The organism is Pleomorphovibrio marinus (assembly GCF_003347495.1).
In the GTDB taxonomy this organism is placed as follows: domain Bacteria; phylum Bacteroidota; class Bacteroidia; order Cytophagales; family Cyclobacteriaceae; genus Pleomorphovibrio; species Pleomorphovibrio marinus.
In genome coordinates, this window is record NZ_QCXY01000001.1 from 965,806 (window position 1) to 980,969 (window position 15,164).

The window sequence follows — 15,164 nt, forward strand, 5'->3', positions numbered from 1 at the left end:
TTTCAAAAGTCCACTTTGTAGTAAAAGATGGGAAGGAATCCCAATTGGTAATTTTGAATGACCGATTGCTCTGGGTCGGGGTTTTGGAGTTCGTTCGGTGACCAGGTTAGGTTAAGAATATTACGGGTATTGAACAAATTTATTAAGTCCAAGGCAATTTCATGGCTTAACCTAGGGCTGTTGATCCGGTAATTTATCCTAAGGTCTGTCCTGAAATAAGGATCAAACTGAGAAGTATTACGACCCTCGTCTGCAAAAATCACGTTTTGCTGTTCCAAGGTACGCTGCATGTCTATTGGCCCAAACCGCCTGCCTCCTGCCGTGGTGACATTTGTACCTACACCTATTAGTCCTTTTCTGGTCTCAAATTCCTTGGTAGCCACAAGGTTAAAAGCATAATTTCCGTTGAATTCCGTATCCCTTCTTATTCCATCACTTCCTCTGTACTTGGATTCAAAGAGTGACCCGGTCACCAGAAACATATAGCCTTTACTGTAGTACTTCTCCAAGGTAAGCTCTAAGCCATAGTTTTCGCCAGTGCCCTCGTTTACCAGACCCACTTCTGGAAAAAGCCTATCAAAGCTTGCGCCGGTGTTTAGCAGTGAAAAGGAGGATGTTCGGTGTTCTACGGGAACCTGGGTAAGGTGTTGATAATAGGTTTCTACCTTCATTCGGACTTGCTGTCCGAGTATTTTTTCATATCCGGCCACTAGGTGTTTTGAGCGTGTAAAACCCATGTCCTGATTATGTTGTTGCAGACCTAGTTCTGGTCTTTCGATATCTGTGAAGGAATAGAAATAGGTGTACGGGGACTGAATTTGACTATGAAGCCCCATCCCAAAATTTATGGATTGTTCATTGGGTAGACGCCAGGTAAGTCCAGCTCTCGGCTCTAGCGGGGACCAGGAGTTGCCTAGAGTAAAATATTGGCTGTGCAAGCCTGCTACTATGGATACTTGCTCATTGAGTTTATGCTTCCACTGGATATAGGGTTGAGCAAGAACAGCTAATTCCCCAGATGCATCCCACCTATTTACCCAGGGAGTAGTTGCAAAGCCCACCCCATTTCCATTACTGGAGATAATGTTTACCCTTCTCGCCGAATCGGTGAAATTAAATTGATAGATATCGTTTTGGAATCCATAGTTGAGGGTATTTCGGTTGTCGATCTTCTTAAAGAAGCTCAGCACCTGACTATATTTGTTGGTGGTAAAATCAAAGGCCAACACCTGAGGAAGCGCCTGAATGTCTATGTATCCGTCCGGTTTTCGCTGACCTACTATAAAGTAATGATCTGCTCCCACATATTCCTGAGAGGCCGCCACCGTAGCTTTCATAAAGGTGTTGTTGGGCAATATTTGTTCGTATGAAACTCCCATTACACCCATCCTGGATCCAAAATACTGATCCCTATCCGTATCCCCATACAGGTCTCTATCGTCAATGTGTAAATTGGAGGCCATGATGTCAATATCGCTTTTTCCCCCTACCGCAAAAACAGAAAGTTTCCCATTATTTTTCAGTGGAAAATTAAACTTAAACGCAAGGTCTTGGTACCTGGGCACAGCACTGGTACCTACGTCTATACCCAATCCAGAAAAGAGTTGCAAACTGGAATATCGGTAACCAATAAGGTAGGAAGATTTTGATTCCCGGTTTAAAGGACCTTCCAAAAATAGCTCTGCACCCATAAATCCGAATTGAAAACTTCTCTCGTGGTTTTCATTGTTTCCTTTTCTGAATTTGAGGTCAAATACCCCCGATACAGTGTTACCGTATTCAGCTGGAAAAGCGCCAGTATAAAAGTCAGAATTGGCCAGTATCTTATTATTGATGATATTCACAGGCCCACCTGCGGTACCGGCTGCTCCAAAATGGTTAGGGTTGGGAATATTTACCCCTTCTAGTTGCCATAGAACCGAACCGGGTGCATTTCCCCGGATCACTATATCGTTTCTGGAATCGTCGGCTCCCTGGACCCCGGCGAAATTGGATGCCATACGGGCAGGATCCCCTCTGCTTCCAGCATATCTGTCGGTTTCTTCTACGGTAAAAGCCCGGGCACTCACCACGGCCATTTCATTTTGTGCCTCACCTGTCCGGGTTGCCCGCACTTCCACATCAGCCAAAGAGACTGCCATCTCTTCCATTTCCACATCCAATATCATTTCCTTCGAAGAGGACAACATGAGGTTACTCCGCACCACCTCCTTATATCCTATCATGGAAAACCTTAGGCTTTGTCTTCCCAAAGGAACCCTCTCTAACCTGAAATTACCATCCTCATCGGTAATGGTACCGAGAGGTTGGTCGGAGTCGCTGTTTTCCAGAAAAACGGTAACCCCTGGTAGGGGATATTTTCCATCCGTGTCTATCACTCTTCCCCTGATCGTCTGGGTCAAAGTTTCCTGAGCATAGGTCGGAATCATCACGAATAATGCCCAAACGAAAAACAGAATTATTTTCATGTGTTTATAATTGCTTTTTATTGGTCACATAGCCTGCCCCGAACTTGTTTCGGGAGCCTGTCCCGAATTTATTTCGGGAGAATCTCGCAATCTATAATCATCCCCCCGTGTGTCGCTCGCGTCATGCCCTGACTGCCGTCAGGACAGGCTCGATTTTATATGATTATAATTGTCTTTTAGAGGTCACACCTTCCTGCCATGCCTTCGGCAGGTAAACTGTTAGGCAGGTAGCTTGCCCCTGCCTGCCCCGAACTTGTTTCGGGAGAATCTCGCCTCTCCCTGTAGGGATCGGGGCATTCCGGTGTGTAAGGTTCTCCTCGTGTTCGATTTCATGAATGGAGTTTGTTAAGAGCTACAAAAGGCATAAGTTACCTTACATTTTGCATAAAATCAAAGAAATAGTTTTGGCAATAAGAATTAGTATTTTGCTGTATTGAGCAGGATATTTGTTTGGAAAAAAAAGAATGAGGTGGATTAATGTCCAAACCCGGATGAGGGGTTTGACAGATTTAAGTTAGTTTTGAATATGATAACGATTTACACAGATGGTGCAGCCAAAGGAAATCCTGGAAAGGGCGGATATGGAACAGTATTGATGTATAAAAATCACAGAAAGGAGATTTCAGAGGGTTTCAGGCTTACCACGAATAACCGCATGGAATTGCTGGCAGTGATCAAGGGGCTAGAAGCACTGAAAGTGGAAAACATACCGGTGACAATCTATTCTGATAGTAAATATGTAGTGGACTCGGTGGAAAAGGGCTGGATATGGGGTTGGCAAAAGAAAGGGTTCAGCGGCAAGAAAAATGTGGATTTGTGGAAACGTTATATCCCTCTACACCTGAAGTATAAGCCCTCCTTTCGTTGGGTAAAGGGACATGCTGGTCATATAGAAAATGAAAGGTGTGACCAGTTGGCAGTTTCTGCAGCAGAACAACCTCAATTAGAGGTGGATCATGTTTTTGAAGCGGAAAGGAACACGAAGTAGTTGGGCATGGCGAATAGTTTTTTTCAGTTTAAGCAATTCAGGATAAATCAGGATCAATGCGCCATGAAAGTAAGTACCGATGCTGTGGTCTTGGGCGCCGCTATTCCCGAACAGTCCATTTCCCACATATTGGATATTGGAACAGGCACCGGGGTATTGGCTTTAATGATGGCACAAAAATTTCCCTATGCCAATATTGAAGCGGTGGAGGTGGATGGGGCAGCGGCCCTACAGGCCACTGACAATTTCAAAAGCAGCCCATGGAAAGACCGGATCCATTTGGTACTGGGGGATTTTAAGGAGTATCATGGAAAGACTCATCAAAAGTTTGATTTGATCATTTGTAATCCTCCCTATTACCCTGCACATTTAAAATCTGCCAATGCCCAGAAAAACCTTGCCCATCACCAGTCCAAATTGGATTACTGGCAATTGTTAGAAGGGGTAAATGAATTGCTTTCGGAAACGGGTCAACTATGGTTGGTTCTTCCCCCAAGGATGATGGAAACCTTTAATGGGTTAGCGGCAGAATCCGGGTATTTGCCCTTCTTTCTTTTGGAGCTGTTTGATAAACCTGGGGCTATGGCTTTGAGAACAGTAAAGGGATTTGGAAGAAAAAAAACGGGTCAGTTGGAAAGGAAGGAATTATGCATAAAAGACTCTCAGGGCAATTATTCAAAGGAATACCAATTACTACTCCAAGATTATATGCTGTATTTTTAGCTAACTCGAGGATGGAGTTTGAAAATGGTTCTTTTTTTGTAGCGATCAAATGATTTAGTATCCTTAATCTTCAAAATTGGTCTATGATTGTCAATAGAAACCTTAAGTTCTCCTTAATTATGCATTACATGTGGAAACAGTTACTATACTATTTAGTATTGTCTTCATTGGTATTTGTTTTACATGATTTTTATGGCGTTTATTTCTTTGACATTCCTTCCTACACTATTGCGGCCTTGGGTACCGCATTGGCAATTTTCTTAGGTTTTAAAAACGACCATGCCTATGACAGGTGGTGGGAAGCGAGGAAAATTTGGGGATTGATGGTGAATTATAGCCGAGCTTGGACCAGACAGGTGACTACTATGATTATTCCTGATTCAGCTGAAGTTCAGAGAGAAGTGGAGCTACTGCAAACACGGATGACATACAGGCACATTGCTTTCGTGAACGCTTTACGGGTATTTTTAAGAAAGCGTCATGCCTACAACCAAACCTCGCAAAAGGAGCTCTACGAAGATGTCAATACCTATAAGGATACAAAGCCACTCTTAAACAGAGAAGAATACGATGATTTTTGTGGCAAAGACAACCCACCTAATTTTCTTTTGCAACAACAGGGCGAGGATTTGAAAATGGCTTATCAAAAGGGATGGTTGTCGGATTACCGATTTGTAAAAATGGAAGAAACACTGGTGGATTTTAACGATATCCAGGGGATGAGTGAAAGAATCAAAAACACCCCACTACCCCGCCAATACACCTTTTTTTCCAGGGTGTTTGTGTTGATCCACTGTACCTTGTTGCCGTTGGTGTTTATCAGTGACTTGGGATGGAAAACGATTCCCGTTTCCTTTGTGGTTTCCTTCGTTTTTCTAGCCTTGGACCTGATTGGAGAAAGAACGGAAGATCCCTTTGAAAACCGACTTGAAGACACCCCTATGAGTTCTTTAAGTGTTACTATTGAAAGAAATCTTAGGGAGCAGTTGAAGGAAAATAAGGAACATTTTCCCCCAAAATACCAGCCGGAAAAAGGGATTGTCTTTTAGGCATCCAGGGTTCTTTCCTGAAATTCAATTCCAAATTTTGCCACTTCCTCCAAGATAGGAGCATAGATTTCCTTAAGGATGGGAAGCAGTATGCCCCTGGTTTTAAATTGACCTTTCATAAACAGGTAAACCGCAGCGCCTAAAGGGTAACCTACGGTCTTGGCCATAGCTGTGTATTCCTGGTCATCTCCCATGACAGTAAGATCACTGTAAATGGATCTGGATTTTCCCCCACCTACTACCGTAAATTGATGCTGCATCAATACCATGTCCCTATCCTCCGGGTTCATTTTCCATTTTTGCTCAAGTATGGCCAGTAAAATCTCTGCGGGGGTTCCTGTTCGTTTGGGAAGTTTTTCAGTACTAAACATACCTAACCATGCCAATTTTTCCAGGTTTTCCTTATCCAAATCAGGGATGAGTTGTTTAATTTTTTGCTGAGGGGTCATCTGTGGGTCATAGGGCAAAAATGCATTGGTCAGCATTTGACAAGAAAAGCCCTCAGGGAGATCCAACTCGAAGGAATCATCAGTAAGGCCGAGCATCACTAAGATATTCCATGCCCTGCAGAAGCCCTTGTTCCTTAGAGTACCCCTGAGGATGGTAGGAATGGAATCCAATCCGTAAATGGACCTGTAGGATAAGGAATCCCGGTTGGGATATGCTTCAAAGGAACCCAATTTTGGAAAATCCACAGATTCTGTCCGCTTAAACAACATGTGATAAGGAATAAATTTATAATAGCCGTTTCTGATGAAAGTGGAAACCCCTTTTCCCGCTACTACCACATTTCTGGGATTCCAGGTAAACTTATAATTCCAGGGGTTTTCTCCAGCATGTTTAGGAGACAGCAAGCCCCCGCAAAATGACTTGAATAAGCTAATATGGTTTCCCGCCTCTTGCTCCCTCTGGATGATTTTCATGGCAGACATATGGTCCAGCCCCGGATCCAGCCCACATTCATTCAAGAAAAACAAACCTTTGTTTTGTATCTCTTCTGCTTTTTCTTTCAGCCTTTTGTCGGTGTAGGAGGCAGAAAAGAAATGCTTTCCCAGTTCCAGGCAGTCTTCCGCTATATGGTAGTGCATGGCAGGAGGCAACATGGAAACCACAACATCCGAACCTTTGATTAATTCTTTACGGAGCTGGACATTATTTACGTCCAATTTCTTAGCTACCACATCTTCATGATGTTTCGTTCTTCTTTGGACTGTCTCCAGCGACAGATCAGCCAAGGAAAGCTTCCAATTATGTTCTTTACATTTTTTGGCTAGATAATCGATAAGGACGGTGGTGGATTTGCCAGCACCTAACACTAATATGTTGTTCATTTCAAAAAGCAGGTTATACGTGTAGAATCATGGATTGCCAATCTCAATAACAGAGAATGAATAGAGTTTGGTTTTATATTTGTTTACGTATGTTTATGTACTTTGATAACCAGAAGGTGTAATTTCTGGTTATCCAAATAAACTATCCTATGCATGCCAAATCCGAAGAAAATTGTTTCCGAGCAAACATTTTTACAATCCTTTAAGCTTGAGGAGCTTTCCGAAGCCAATTTTCGACTAATTTCTATGGCAAAAGAAGCGGCATTAAAAGCCTATGCTCCCTACTCCGGGTTCCGTGTAGGTGTTGCTTTGATGTTGGAAAATGGGGAGATTTTTCAGGCAAACAACCAAGAGAATGTAAGTTTCCCGGTGGGGATTTGTGCAGAACGCCTCGTATTAGGCTATGTCCATGCCAACTACCCAAATCTTGCCCCAATAAAAATAGCAATAGCAGCCAATCGTGCAGCTGAAGAAAATTCCCAGGCTACAGTAAGCCCCTGTGGTCTATGCAGGCAGACTATCAATGAATATGAAAATAAGTTTGGGCAGCCCATAGAAATCTTCATGCTGGGGCCAAATGGACAAGTATTTCAAGCTTCAGGCATTGGTGCCCTTCTGCCTTTCAAATTTGACGACCTTAACCAATGACTCCTTCATATTCTAGCAAAAATGTTCGCTTTACCATTGAAAGCCCCTATTTTTATTCTCCTTGTTCGAACAATAAAGTGGGTGAAATTTGGCTTGTCCTCCATGGGTATGGACAATTGGCTGAGTTTTTTCTCAAAAAGTTTGAAGGCCTTTACAGGGAAGACAGGGTATTCGTATCCCCACAAGGAATTCATAGGTTTTATAAAGAAGGTTTCAATGGAAGGGTGGTGGCAAACTGGATGACCAAACAGCACCGTGAAATGGATATCCTCCATTGCAATAATTACCTCAATGCGATCATGGAGGATGTACTCGCTCAATTCCCCAATGCAAGGAATATAAATGCCTTGGGATTTTCTCAAGGCGCCGCTACACTCAGTAGATGGGCTTCCCAGTTTGATTTCTCTTTGGGCAAGTTGGTATTCTGGGGAGGGGCTGTGGCACATGACCTGGATGCAAATGCCTTTAGGGCTAAAACTCTCCAAACTCAGCTTATTTTTGCCCTTGGGGATAAGGATCCTCTGCTTACTCCTGAACGGTTAAGGGATCATCAGGAATACCTGAAAAAGCATGGATTTAGTACAATTATTACTAGAAGTTATGCAGGTGCCCATGATCTAGATCCCATATTGCTGGCTGAATTGATGGAAAATGTGGTTTAACACTGGATTAGAATAGCATGCTATATTAGCAGATAGTATATTTTATTTATAGGTATTTTTTCGATAAATTCACAGGTTGCCAAACCAATTTACCGTAGTTATTATGAAAACCTTTAAGCCAATCCCATTCTTTTACATTTTCGTAGTTGTGACATGTTTCCTTTTTGCTTGTTCAGAAAAGAGGCCGACCACTACGCTTAATTGGTACAAGGGAAATCTACACACGCACTCCTATTGGAGTGACGGGGATGATTTTCCTGAACGAATTATGGACTGGTATAAAGATCAGGGCTATCATTTTGTGGCACTTTCAGACCACAATATTTTTGCAGAAGGGGAAAAGTGGATAACGCTCAGGGAAGACAGTATTTATCAGGAAGGCTTCAAACAATACCTCTCGGAATTTGGCAGGGATTGGGTGGATTATAAAGAAGAAGAAGAAGGTAAGACCCAAGTGCGCTTGAAAACTTTTGAAGAGTATGTTCCACTCTTCGAGGAGGCAGGGCGGTTTATCATGATCCCTTCTGAGGAAATATCCGATGGATTTGAAGGTAAACCCCTACATCTCAACGTAACCAACCTTCAAAAGCTTATAGAACCTCAAAAAGGGGAGAGTGTGGTGGACGTACTTCAAAGAAATATAAATGCGGTGTTGGAACAAAGAAGGGAAACTGGTGAGCCGATGATGGTACACATCAACCACCCCAACTTTCGTTGGGCAATTACCATGGAAGACATGATGAAGCTTAAAGGGGAGCGGTTTTTTGAGGTTTTTAATGGGCATCCGCAGGTACATAACCTGGGAGATGCAGAGCGGCCAGGCACTGAAGAAATGTGGGATTTCATCAATATTGCCTACCTTGAAAAAGGACAGCCCCTGCTGTTTGGACTGGCAACAGACGACAGCCACAACTACCATGTAACCTCCAGTCAACTCAGCAATGCCGGTAGGGGCTGGGTGGTGATTAGGACAGACAGCCTGGCCATTGGAAATTTAATAGATGCACTGGAAGAAGGGGAGTATTATGCAAGCACAGGAGTAGAGTTGAAAGATTTTTCCTACGAGGGCCATAAGTTCTCAGTGGAAGTAGCAGCCGAACAGGGTGCTGAATACACCATTTCCTTTATTGGCTGCAAAAAAGGGGAAAAGGAAACCAGGATACTTGAAGAGGTAAAGGGAACCTCTGCGAGTTTTGAGGTGGAGAAGGACATGCTATTTGTCCGGGCCAAAGTGGTATCTAGCCTTCCACCCGATAATCCCATAGAAAACATGAGCTCCCAGATGGCATGGCTTCAGCCGGTAAGGCCAGAGTAAGAAAATTTACATAAAATAAAGTTTTGTGATGGAGGTTGATTTAACAAGTGTTTCCAAAAGATTTAGTGATCACTTAGAAAATGATCACCTAGAAAAAGAAAAAAACAATAGGATTTTATTTTCTGGAAAATTTGGAATAGGTAAAACTTATTTTCTAAATAAATTTTTTGATGATAATTCCGATAAATATGAAACTTTTCATATTACTCCGGTCAATTATTCAGTTTCTAACAATAATGATATTCTTGAGTATATTAAACATGATATTCTCTTTAAATTATTAGAAAAGGATATAGATTATGATGAAATTAAAATCTCTAAAGCTATTTTAATTCCTTATTTTTTGCAAAATAATATAAATAAACTCTCACAACTTTCCCCTTTTTTTATTGCACAGATTTCGGAAGTAGGGGGTTCCTTATCAATTATTGCACCAAAAATAGTCAGATTAATCAGTAAATTTAGAAAAGAATTTCGAGAGATTAATTTGACAAGTGAAAGAAAAATAATTAACCATTTAAAGTCCTTTACCGGTAAAAAAGGAATTTATGAAGAGGATTTTATAACAGAACTTATTCGCAATTTAGTTAATCAACTTAAAACTAACAGAAAGATTGTCTTGATAATTGACGACCTAGATAGAGTTGATCCAGATCATATTTTTAGAATTTTAAATGTTTTTTCTACTCATATTGATTTCGTTCCAGTACCAGGAAGAGATTTTCAAAATAAGTTTGATTTTTCACAAATTATTTTAGTATGTGATCTAAATAATATAAAGGAAATTTTTGCTCATAAATATGGTAACACAGTCGATTTTTTAGGTTACATGAATAAATTTTATGCTACCGATGTTTTCCATTTCGACATCATTAAAGACATTATTAAAAATATAACACATGTTAATAATTCGATAATAAAATGCGGAATTTTTGGTGAAAGAAGAGGTGAAGTCGTAGACAGATACAAAGATGGACTGGAATTAACATTATTTGTTGTAAAGAGTTTAATTGAATCTGGTATGATTACCATTAGAATGATACAAAAAATTCTAAGGGTTAAGGATGTTAAAAAGTTTAATTTTAATAGATATCGGTATCGATTTTCTCTTTCTATTTCAGAAAGTACGCAGAATTTGATTTCTTATTTACACAATATTTTTCATCACTTTGATCATTTGTTATACGTGTGTTCAAATTCTAGAGAATCCAAAAATTTTGGAGCGGATTATGACGAATTTTTAGGAATGAAAAAAAGATTTATTGAAGATCTTTTGGGAATAATATTATTCGCCAGGCATTATGAAAATTCATCAAATGGTTCTTATAGTATAGACGATATAATTTTAACATATAAATATGCGAAAATTGATGCGAACGCTACAATACATGATTTAGGAAAAGTTTTTGAGATCAAGGTAGAAATTATTAAAATTACAAGTAATGACATAGATATAAATATAAGAGATTTAGACTTTTTCGTTTTTTTACGTAAAGCTATTGAGGAATTAATTAAATTAAAAATGGTGTAATTTTATTCAAAATTACTAAGGTATATGAATATTTATGGTTTTAAAGTCCTCATGCTAGTTCTATTTTGCTGTAAGCTTTTTAATTTCGATATTAGCAGCAACGTTTAAATTAACAATACTATCCCAATGGCCTTTGCGATGAAATGCATCAAGCAGCTTTCTTTTGCGTTGATTTTCTTACCCATAGTCTTTTTTGCTAGTGCATGTGAGGATACAGATAAGGGTAAGCCGGAATATATGCTGAGGTTTGGCCACCTTGCCAACAGGAACCACGGCTGGCACAAGGCAAGTCTTAGGTTTGCGGAAGAGGTGTATAGGAGAAGTAATGGTAGGCTGCAGGTAAAGGTATATCCAAATGAGCAGTTAGGTAAGGAAATGGATGTGCTCACTGGAATTCTGGTGGGCAGTGCGGATATCATGATCACGGGGGAATCCCTGCAATCCTGGTCATTACCCAATTCCATACTTTGCGCAACCCCTTTTGCCATAAGGGATTCCGACCATTTAAAAAAGGTAGCTGGGGGCCCACTGGGCAAAGAAATCGAAAACCATATTTTGGAAATTGCAGGATTTAGGCCCATCGCCTGGTTCGAAAGGGGTGCTAGAAACCTTACTGCAAATAGACCCATAAAGCACCCAGATGAGTTAAAGGGCATGATTTTAAGGGTGCCTGCGGTTTCCCTTTATGTCAAAACATGGAGTCACCTAGGTGCAAAGCCCACCCCCATGGCATTTTCTGAGGTCTTTACGGCCCTACAGCAATCCACGATCCATGGCCAGGAAAACCCATTTGCCCTTATCCGAGATGCGGGTTTGTACGAAGTCCAGAAGTATTGCATGCTGACCGAGCACGTAAAAAGCTGGGCCTATGTGGTAATGAGTGACAAGAAGTACCAAATGCTGCCAGTGGATCTTCAACATGTAGTAATGGAGGCAGCCGAAGTCATGCAAGCATACGAACATGAGCTTTTTCTCAAGCAAGAGGAAGAGGATTACCAATACCTTCTGGATAGGGGCATGGAAATGGTGGAAGTGGATAGGGAGGCGTTTGGGGCTGCTGCCAGAGAAGCTGTTAGGGCTGCTTTCAACGAGGAGCAAATGGATTTGTTGAACCGTATTCAAGCCGTAGAATGAAAATACGCTACTTTCCCTATTTAGATAAGACCTTGTCTTTTCTTGTGACCACGAGTTTTGCCTTGATGATAGGAGTGGTGGTGCTACAGGTGGTAGCCAGATATGCACTACCTTGGGCACCAAACTGGACCGAGGAGCTGGCAAGATTTTGCTTTATATATATGGTAAGTCTGGGAGCGGGCCTTGCCATCAAGGAAAGGGAATATGTAAGTGTGGATACCTTATTAGAGTATCTTTCACCAAAAGCTAAAAAAGGATTGGAATTGCTGATCCTCGCTCTCATTGTCCTGCTGATGACGGTGATGTTTTTCTATAGTATCCCACTGGTGAAAATAGTACAAATAAGGCAGTCGCCCGCTATGGGCTTTACCATGTCCTTCATGTATTTGTCCATGAGTGCCATGGGCCTTTTTGTAAGTCTATATGCAGGTCGTCAATTTCTTCTTAGACTAAAGCAAGGGTAACATGACAGCCATTTTATTCATCGTTTTTTTGATTTTACTTATTCTGGGATTTCCCATCGCTTTTGCCTTAGGCTTATCTGCCTTTGCCTATCTGCTATTCAGCGATATTCCCTTGATGGTGGTGCCTCAGAAAATGTATGCCGGAATCGACGTTTTTGTACTTTTATCTATACCCGGGTTTATTCTTGCAGGTAACTTGATGAATGCCAGTGGTATTACCAGTAGGTTTATTCGTTTCTGTAATGCCCTACTCGGTCATATCAGAGGTGGATTAGGCCTTGCCAACGTGGGGGCATCCATGTTGTTTGGGGGTATTTCGGGTACTGCCATAGCCGATACGGCCAGTATTGGTTCGGTGATGATTCCTGCTATGAAAAAGGAGGGATATGATGCGCCCTTTTCTTGTGCCCTTACTGCGTCCTCTTCGACCATTGGCCCGGTTATACCCCCAAGCTTGCCCATGATTATTGCCGCTACCCTTACCGGCCTTTCGGTTGGGAAGTTGTTTATTGCCGGGATCGTTCCTGGTTTATTGCTAGGAATGGGCTTTATGGTGATGACCTATTTAATAGCTGTCAAAAGGAAATATCCCAAGAGTGATAGGGCCCCAGTAAGGGTAGTGGCAAAAAGTTTCTTTCAGGCATTTTGGGCCATTATGATGACCTTGGTGATTTTATTTGGAATTATTGGCGGCATATTTACACCCACCGAAGCCTCCATTGTGGCCGTCATTTATGCAATAGCTATAGGTCTTTGGGTGTATAAGGAATTGGAATGGAAAATGATCCCGGCAGTAATACTGCAATCCGCCAAGACTACCGCATCCTTAATGGTTTTGGTGGGCTTTGCCAATCTTTTTGCCTGGATCATGACCGTAGAGGAGCTCCCTCAATGGATAGCAGACAAGATGTTGAGCCTGACGGAAAACAAACTGCTGCTACTACTGATGATTAACCTGCTGCTCATTTTTGTTGGGGCATTTATGGAGACCATTGCTGCACTACTGATTTTATTTCCGGTATTGCTCGGGGTTGCTGTGCAGGTAGGTGTGGACCCGGTACAGTTTGCCATCATCATGGTATTTAACCTGGTTATTGGTTTGACGACTCCTCCTGTAGGGGTTTGCCTATTTGTTGCTTCTAGTATTGGGAAAATTTCCTTGGAAAAAATCGCAAAAGCCGGCCTGCCTTTTTTGATTGTAAGTCTAATTGTTTTGTTGTTGGTTACCTACATTCCAGCAGTTTCTCTTTGGCTCCCAGGTCTTTTTTACGATTGACATTATGGCATTTTGGCCACTAAAAATAGGACAATATGTCTTTTTGTTTCCTAAAGAACATGACTTATTGTCTTGACCAACAAGCAAATAAGTCCAAATCTAATATCTAACGCATTTGGCATGTGCTTTGAAAATTGAGTGTGAAAAAACGATTAAGATTTAGACGTTAAACCCCAAAAATCGGATAAAGCCATGACACTGTTAAAAGTAAAAAACAACGGAAAAAGCACAGAAGTGCCAACATTTGAAAATTGGTTTGATCGACTGTTTGAATGGCCAGAAAACTTCGAGGGCCGAAAACCTGTAAGCCGATATGGTAACAGCATGCCAGCCGTAAACATCAAGGAAGACGATAGGGCTTACCATGTTGAGTTGGCAGCTCCTGGATTTAAAAAGGAGGATTTCAAGATCAATTTCGAGAATGAGCAACTTACTATTTCCTCTGAAAGGAAGGAAGAGCAAGCACAGGAAGAAAGAATTACCAGAAGGGAATTCAGTTATCATTCCTTTACAAGATCTTTCTACATCCCCGAGGATAAGGTGGATATTGATGGCATTGCTGCTAGGTATTCGGATGGAATTCTACATGTTACCTTGCCGAAAAAAGAAAATAACCACAATCAGGTAAGGCAGATTGAGATTTCATAATCTTTGGAAGGATGTGGCATGTCCCACATCCTTACTCAGTTCCCTTCCATATTAGTAGCAAAAATAGGGTTCTTTATTTGGCATTTTCTTAAACCTTTAAATGGATAGACTATGAATTGGTTTTTGATAAATCAACACCCAATGGCCAGCTTCATGGATCCAATTTGGGAATTGGATAATTGGACAAAACAGGGAGACCACTTTGTGGAAGAAAATGAAGGTTGGCAAATCAGCATCAGTTTGCCAGGTATGGATAAACGGGACATAAGGCTGAAAGTGGAGGATAGGCAGCTTGTGGTGGAAGGGGAGATTTCCAGGAAAAGCAAGCATAGCGTTTCCCGCCAAGCAGTTAGAAGATCCTATTATTTGCCCGAAAGATTGGACTTAAACAAAATCAAGGCTGAAATGAAAAACGGGCTATTGGAAGTTACCATACCATATGCGATCGGTACCCATCAAGCTAGGTTGATTAACGTGGAAATCGCAGGCCACACGCCATACGTAGAGGTAGAAAGCAGCAATTCTGTCAAAAATGTATTTAGCAGAATTGCTTCAAAGATAAAGAGTTGGTTAAGTTGATAGTTTATTTTGATTAATTGGTTGGAACAGGTTTGGACAAACCTTACACCGGTCCGATTTTGGTGGCCGGTGTTTTTTTTATTATAATAATAGTATGCATGCCCACGGTTTATTAATTTGCAAAGGCGAAATGAAAACCAACCTGACTCATATGGACTCCGACAACAGAAATCCCAAAGCTGAGTTATATAATGAATTGGGCAAAAAAAAGACCCTGACAATATTAGAACAATCTGCCAGGGTCTGTGGTGATGAGTGGGCTCGAACCACCGACTCACGGATTTTCAGTCCGATGCTCTACCAACTGAGCTACATCACCGTTGAAAGTGATGCAAAGGTAGGTATTTG

General features: G+C 41.4%; 14 protein-coding genes and 1 tRNA gene. 12 read left to right on the forward strand and 3 right to left on the reverse strand.

Annotation, left to right across the window (positions count from 1 at the left end; translation table 11 throughout):
- Positions 1-2 precede the first annotated feature (2 nt).
- Positions 3-2,468 (reverse strand): carboxypeptidase regulatory-like domain-containing protein, encoded by a 2,466-nt coding sequence (locus DB520_RS04040; RefSeq protein WP_114748336.1) that lies wholly within the window; start codon positions 2,466-2,468, stop codon positions 3-5.
- Between the two features lie 526 nt (positions 2,469-2,994).
- Here DB520_RS04040 and rnhA point away from each other — a divergent pair.
- From rnhA to DB520_RS04055, 3 genes are all read left to right on the forward strand, one after another.
- Positions 2,995-3,456, forward strand: coding sequence for a ribonuclease HI (gene rnhA, locus DB520_RS04045; RefSeq protein ID WP_114748337.1), 462 nt, complete (start codon positions 2,995-2,997; stop codon positions 3,454-3,456).
- Between the two features lie 6 nt (positions 3,457-3,462).
- Positions 3,463-4,179, forward strand: coding sequence for a tRNA1(Val) (adenine(37)-N6)-methyltransferase (locus DB520_RS04050; RefSeq protein ID WP_157971926.1), 717 nt, complete (start codon positions 3,463-3,465; stop codon positions 4,177-4,179).
- 83 nt (positions 4,180-4,262) lie between these two features.
- A complete protein-coding gene (locus tag DB520_RS04055) occupies positions 4,263-5,228 on the forward strand; it encodes a bestrophin family protein (RefSeq protein WP_114748339.1) in 966 nt (321 codons plus the stop codon).
- On the opposite strand, the gene DB520_RS04060 is transcribed toward DB520_RS04055, so the two are convergent.
- Complete coding sequence (locus tag DB520_RS04060; protein WP_114748340.1) at positions 5,225-6,559, reverse strand: saccharopine dehydrogenase family protein; 1,335 nt, start codon at positions 6,557-6,559, stop codon at positions 5,225-5,227. The genes DB520_RS04055 and DB520_RS04060 overlap by 4 nt on opposite strands.
- 153 nt (positions 6,560-6,712) lie before the next feature.
- Between DB520_RS04060 and DB520_RS04065 the strand changes: the two genes are divergently transcribed.
- The 9 genes from DB520_RS04065 (at position 6,713) to DB520_RS04105 (ending at position 14,816) form a co-directional block, all read left to right on the forward strand.
- The gene (locus tag DB520_RS04065) at positions 6,713-7,207 is read left to right on the forward strand and encodes a cytidine deaminase (protein ID WP_114748341.1); all 495 of its coding nucleotides are present in this window, start codon (positions 6,713-6,715) and stop codon (positions 7,205-7,207) included.
- The gene (locus tag DB520_RS04070; RefSeq protein WP_114748342.1) at positions 7,204-7,869 is read left to right on the forward strand and encodes an alpha/beta hydrolase; all 666 of its coding nucleotides are present in this window, start codon (positions 7,204-7,206) and stop codon (positions 7,867-7,869) included. Before DB520_RS04065 ends, DB520_RS04070 begins: the two co-directional genes overlap by 4 nt.
- A gap of 268 nt (positions 7,870-8,137) precedes the next feature.
- The gene (locus tag DB520_RS04075) at positions 8,138-9,184 is read left to right on the forward strand and encodes a histidinol-phosphatase (protein WP_232834827.1); all 1,047 of its coding nucleotides are present in this window, start codon (positions 8,138-8,140) and stop codon (positions 9,182-9,184) included.
- Positions 9,185-9,212: 28 nt separating this feature from the next.
- The gene (locus DB520_RS04080) at positions 9,213-10,715 is read left to right on the forward strand and encodes a P-loop NTPase fold protein (RefSeq protein ID WP_114748344.1); all 1,503 of its coding nucleotides are present in this window, start codon (positions 9,213-9,215) and stop codon (positions 10,713-10,715) included.
- Positions 10,716-10,841: 126 nt separating this feature from the next.
- Positions 10,842-11,849 carry a TRAP transporter substrate-binding protein gene (locus DB520_RS04085; RefSeq protein WP_232834828.1) on the forward strand — a complete coding sequence of 336 codons (1,008 nt, stop codon included), beginning with the start codon at positions 10,842-10,844 and terminating at the stop codon, positions 11,847-11,849.
- The gene (locus tag DB520_RS04090) at positions 11,846-12,313 is read left to right on the forward strand and encodes a TRAP transporter small permease (protein ID WP_114748345.1); all 468 of its coding nucleotides are present in this window, start codon (positions 11,846-11,848) and stop codon (positions 12,311-12,313) included. Before DB520_RS04085 ends, DB520_RS04090 begins: the two co-directional genes overlap by 4 nt.
- Position 12,314: 1 nt before the next feature.
- Positions 12,315-13,589 carry a TRAP transporter large permease gene (locus DB520_RS04095; protein WP_114748346.1) on the forward strand — a complete coding sequence of 425 codons (1,275 nt, stop codon included), beginning with the start codon at positions 12,315-12,317 and terminating at the stop codon, positions 13,587-13,589.
- A gap of 192 nt (positions 13,590-13,781) precedes the next feature.
- Complete coding sequence (locus tag DB520_RS04100; RefSeq protein WP_114748347.1) at positions 13,782-14,237, forward strand: Hsp20/alpha crystallin family protein; 456 nt, start codon at positions 13,782-13,784, stop codon at positions 14,235-14,237.
- Positions 14,238-14,378: 141 nt separating this feature from the next.
- The gene (locus DB520_RS04105) at positions 14,379-14,816 is read left to right on the forward strand and encodes an Hsp20/alpha crystallin family protein (protein WP_198675230.1); all 438 of its coding nucleotides are present in this window, start codon (positions 14,379-14,381) and stop codon (positions 14,814-14,816) included.
- Between the two features lie 246 nt (positions 14,817-15,062).
- Here DB520_RS04105 and DB520_RS04110 read toward each other — a convergent pair.
- Positions 15,063-15,135, reverse strand: a tRNA-Phe gene (locus DB520_RS04110).
- Positions 15,136-15,164 lie beyond the last annotated feature (29 nt).

Bases quoted from the DNA above. Each gene is read 5' to 3' on its own strand.
- DB520_RS04050 (WP_157971926.1), top strand. From the start codon at position 3,463: ATGGCGAATAGTTTTTTTCAGTTTAAGCAATTCAGGATAAATCAGGAT.
- DB520_RS04085 (WP_232834828.1), top strand. From the start codon at position 10,842: ATGGCCTTTGCGATGAAATGCATCAAGCAGCTTTCTTTTGCGTTGATT.
- DB520_RS04055 (WP_114748339.1), top strand. From the start codon at position 4,263: ATGATTGTCAATAGAAACCTTAAGTTCTCCTTAATTATGCATTACATG.
- DB520_RS04105 (WP_198675230.1), top strand. From the start codon at position 14,379: ATGGCCAGCTTCATGGATCCAATTTGGGAATTGGATAATTGGACAAAA.
- DB520_RS04095 (WP_114748346.1), top strand. From the start codon at position 12,315: ATGACAGCCATTTTATTCATCGTTTTTTTGATTTTACTTATTCTGGGA.
- DB520_RS04070 (WP_114748342.1), top strand. From the start codon at position 7,204: ATGACTCCTTCATATTCTAGCAAAAATGTTCGCTTTACCATTGAAAGC.
- rnhA (WP_114748337.1), top strand. From the start codon at position 2,995: ATGATAACGATTTACACAGATGGTGCAGCCAAAGGAAATCCTGGAAAG.
- DB520_RS04080 (WP_114748344.1), top strand. From the start codon at position 9,213: ATGGAGGTTGATTTAACAAGTGTTTCCAAAAGATTTAGTGATCACTTA.
- DB520_RS04060 (WP_114748340.1), bottom strand. From the start codon at position 6,559: ATGAACAACATATTAGTGTTAGGTGCTGGCAAATCCACCACCGTCCTT.
- DB520_RS04065 (WP_114748341.1), top strand. From the start codon at position 6,713: ATGCCAAATCCGAAGAAAATTGTTTCCGAGCAAACATTTTTACAATCC.
- DB520_RS04040 (WP_114748336.1), bottom strand. From the start codon at position 2,468: ATGAAAATAATTCTGTTTTTCGTTTGGGCATTATTCGTGATGATTCCG.
- DB520_RS04075 (WP_232834827.1), top strand. From the start codon at position 8,138: ATGGACTGGTATAAAGATCAGGGCTATCATTTTGTGGCACTTTCAGAC.
- DB520_RS04090 (WP_114748345.1), top strand. From the start codon at position 11,846: ATGAAAATACGCTACTTTCCCTATTTAGATAAGACCTTGTCTTTTCTT.
- DB520_RS04100 (WP_114748347.1), top strand. From the start codon at position 13,782: ATGACACTGTTAAAAGTAAAAAACAACGGAAAAAGCACAGAAGTGCCA.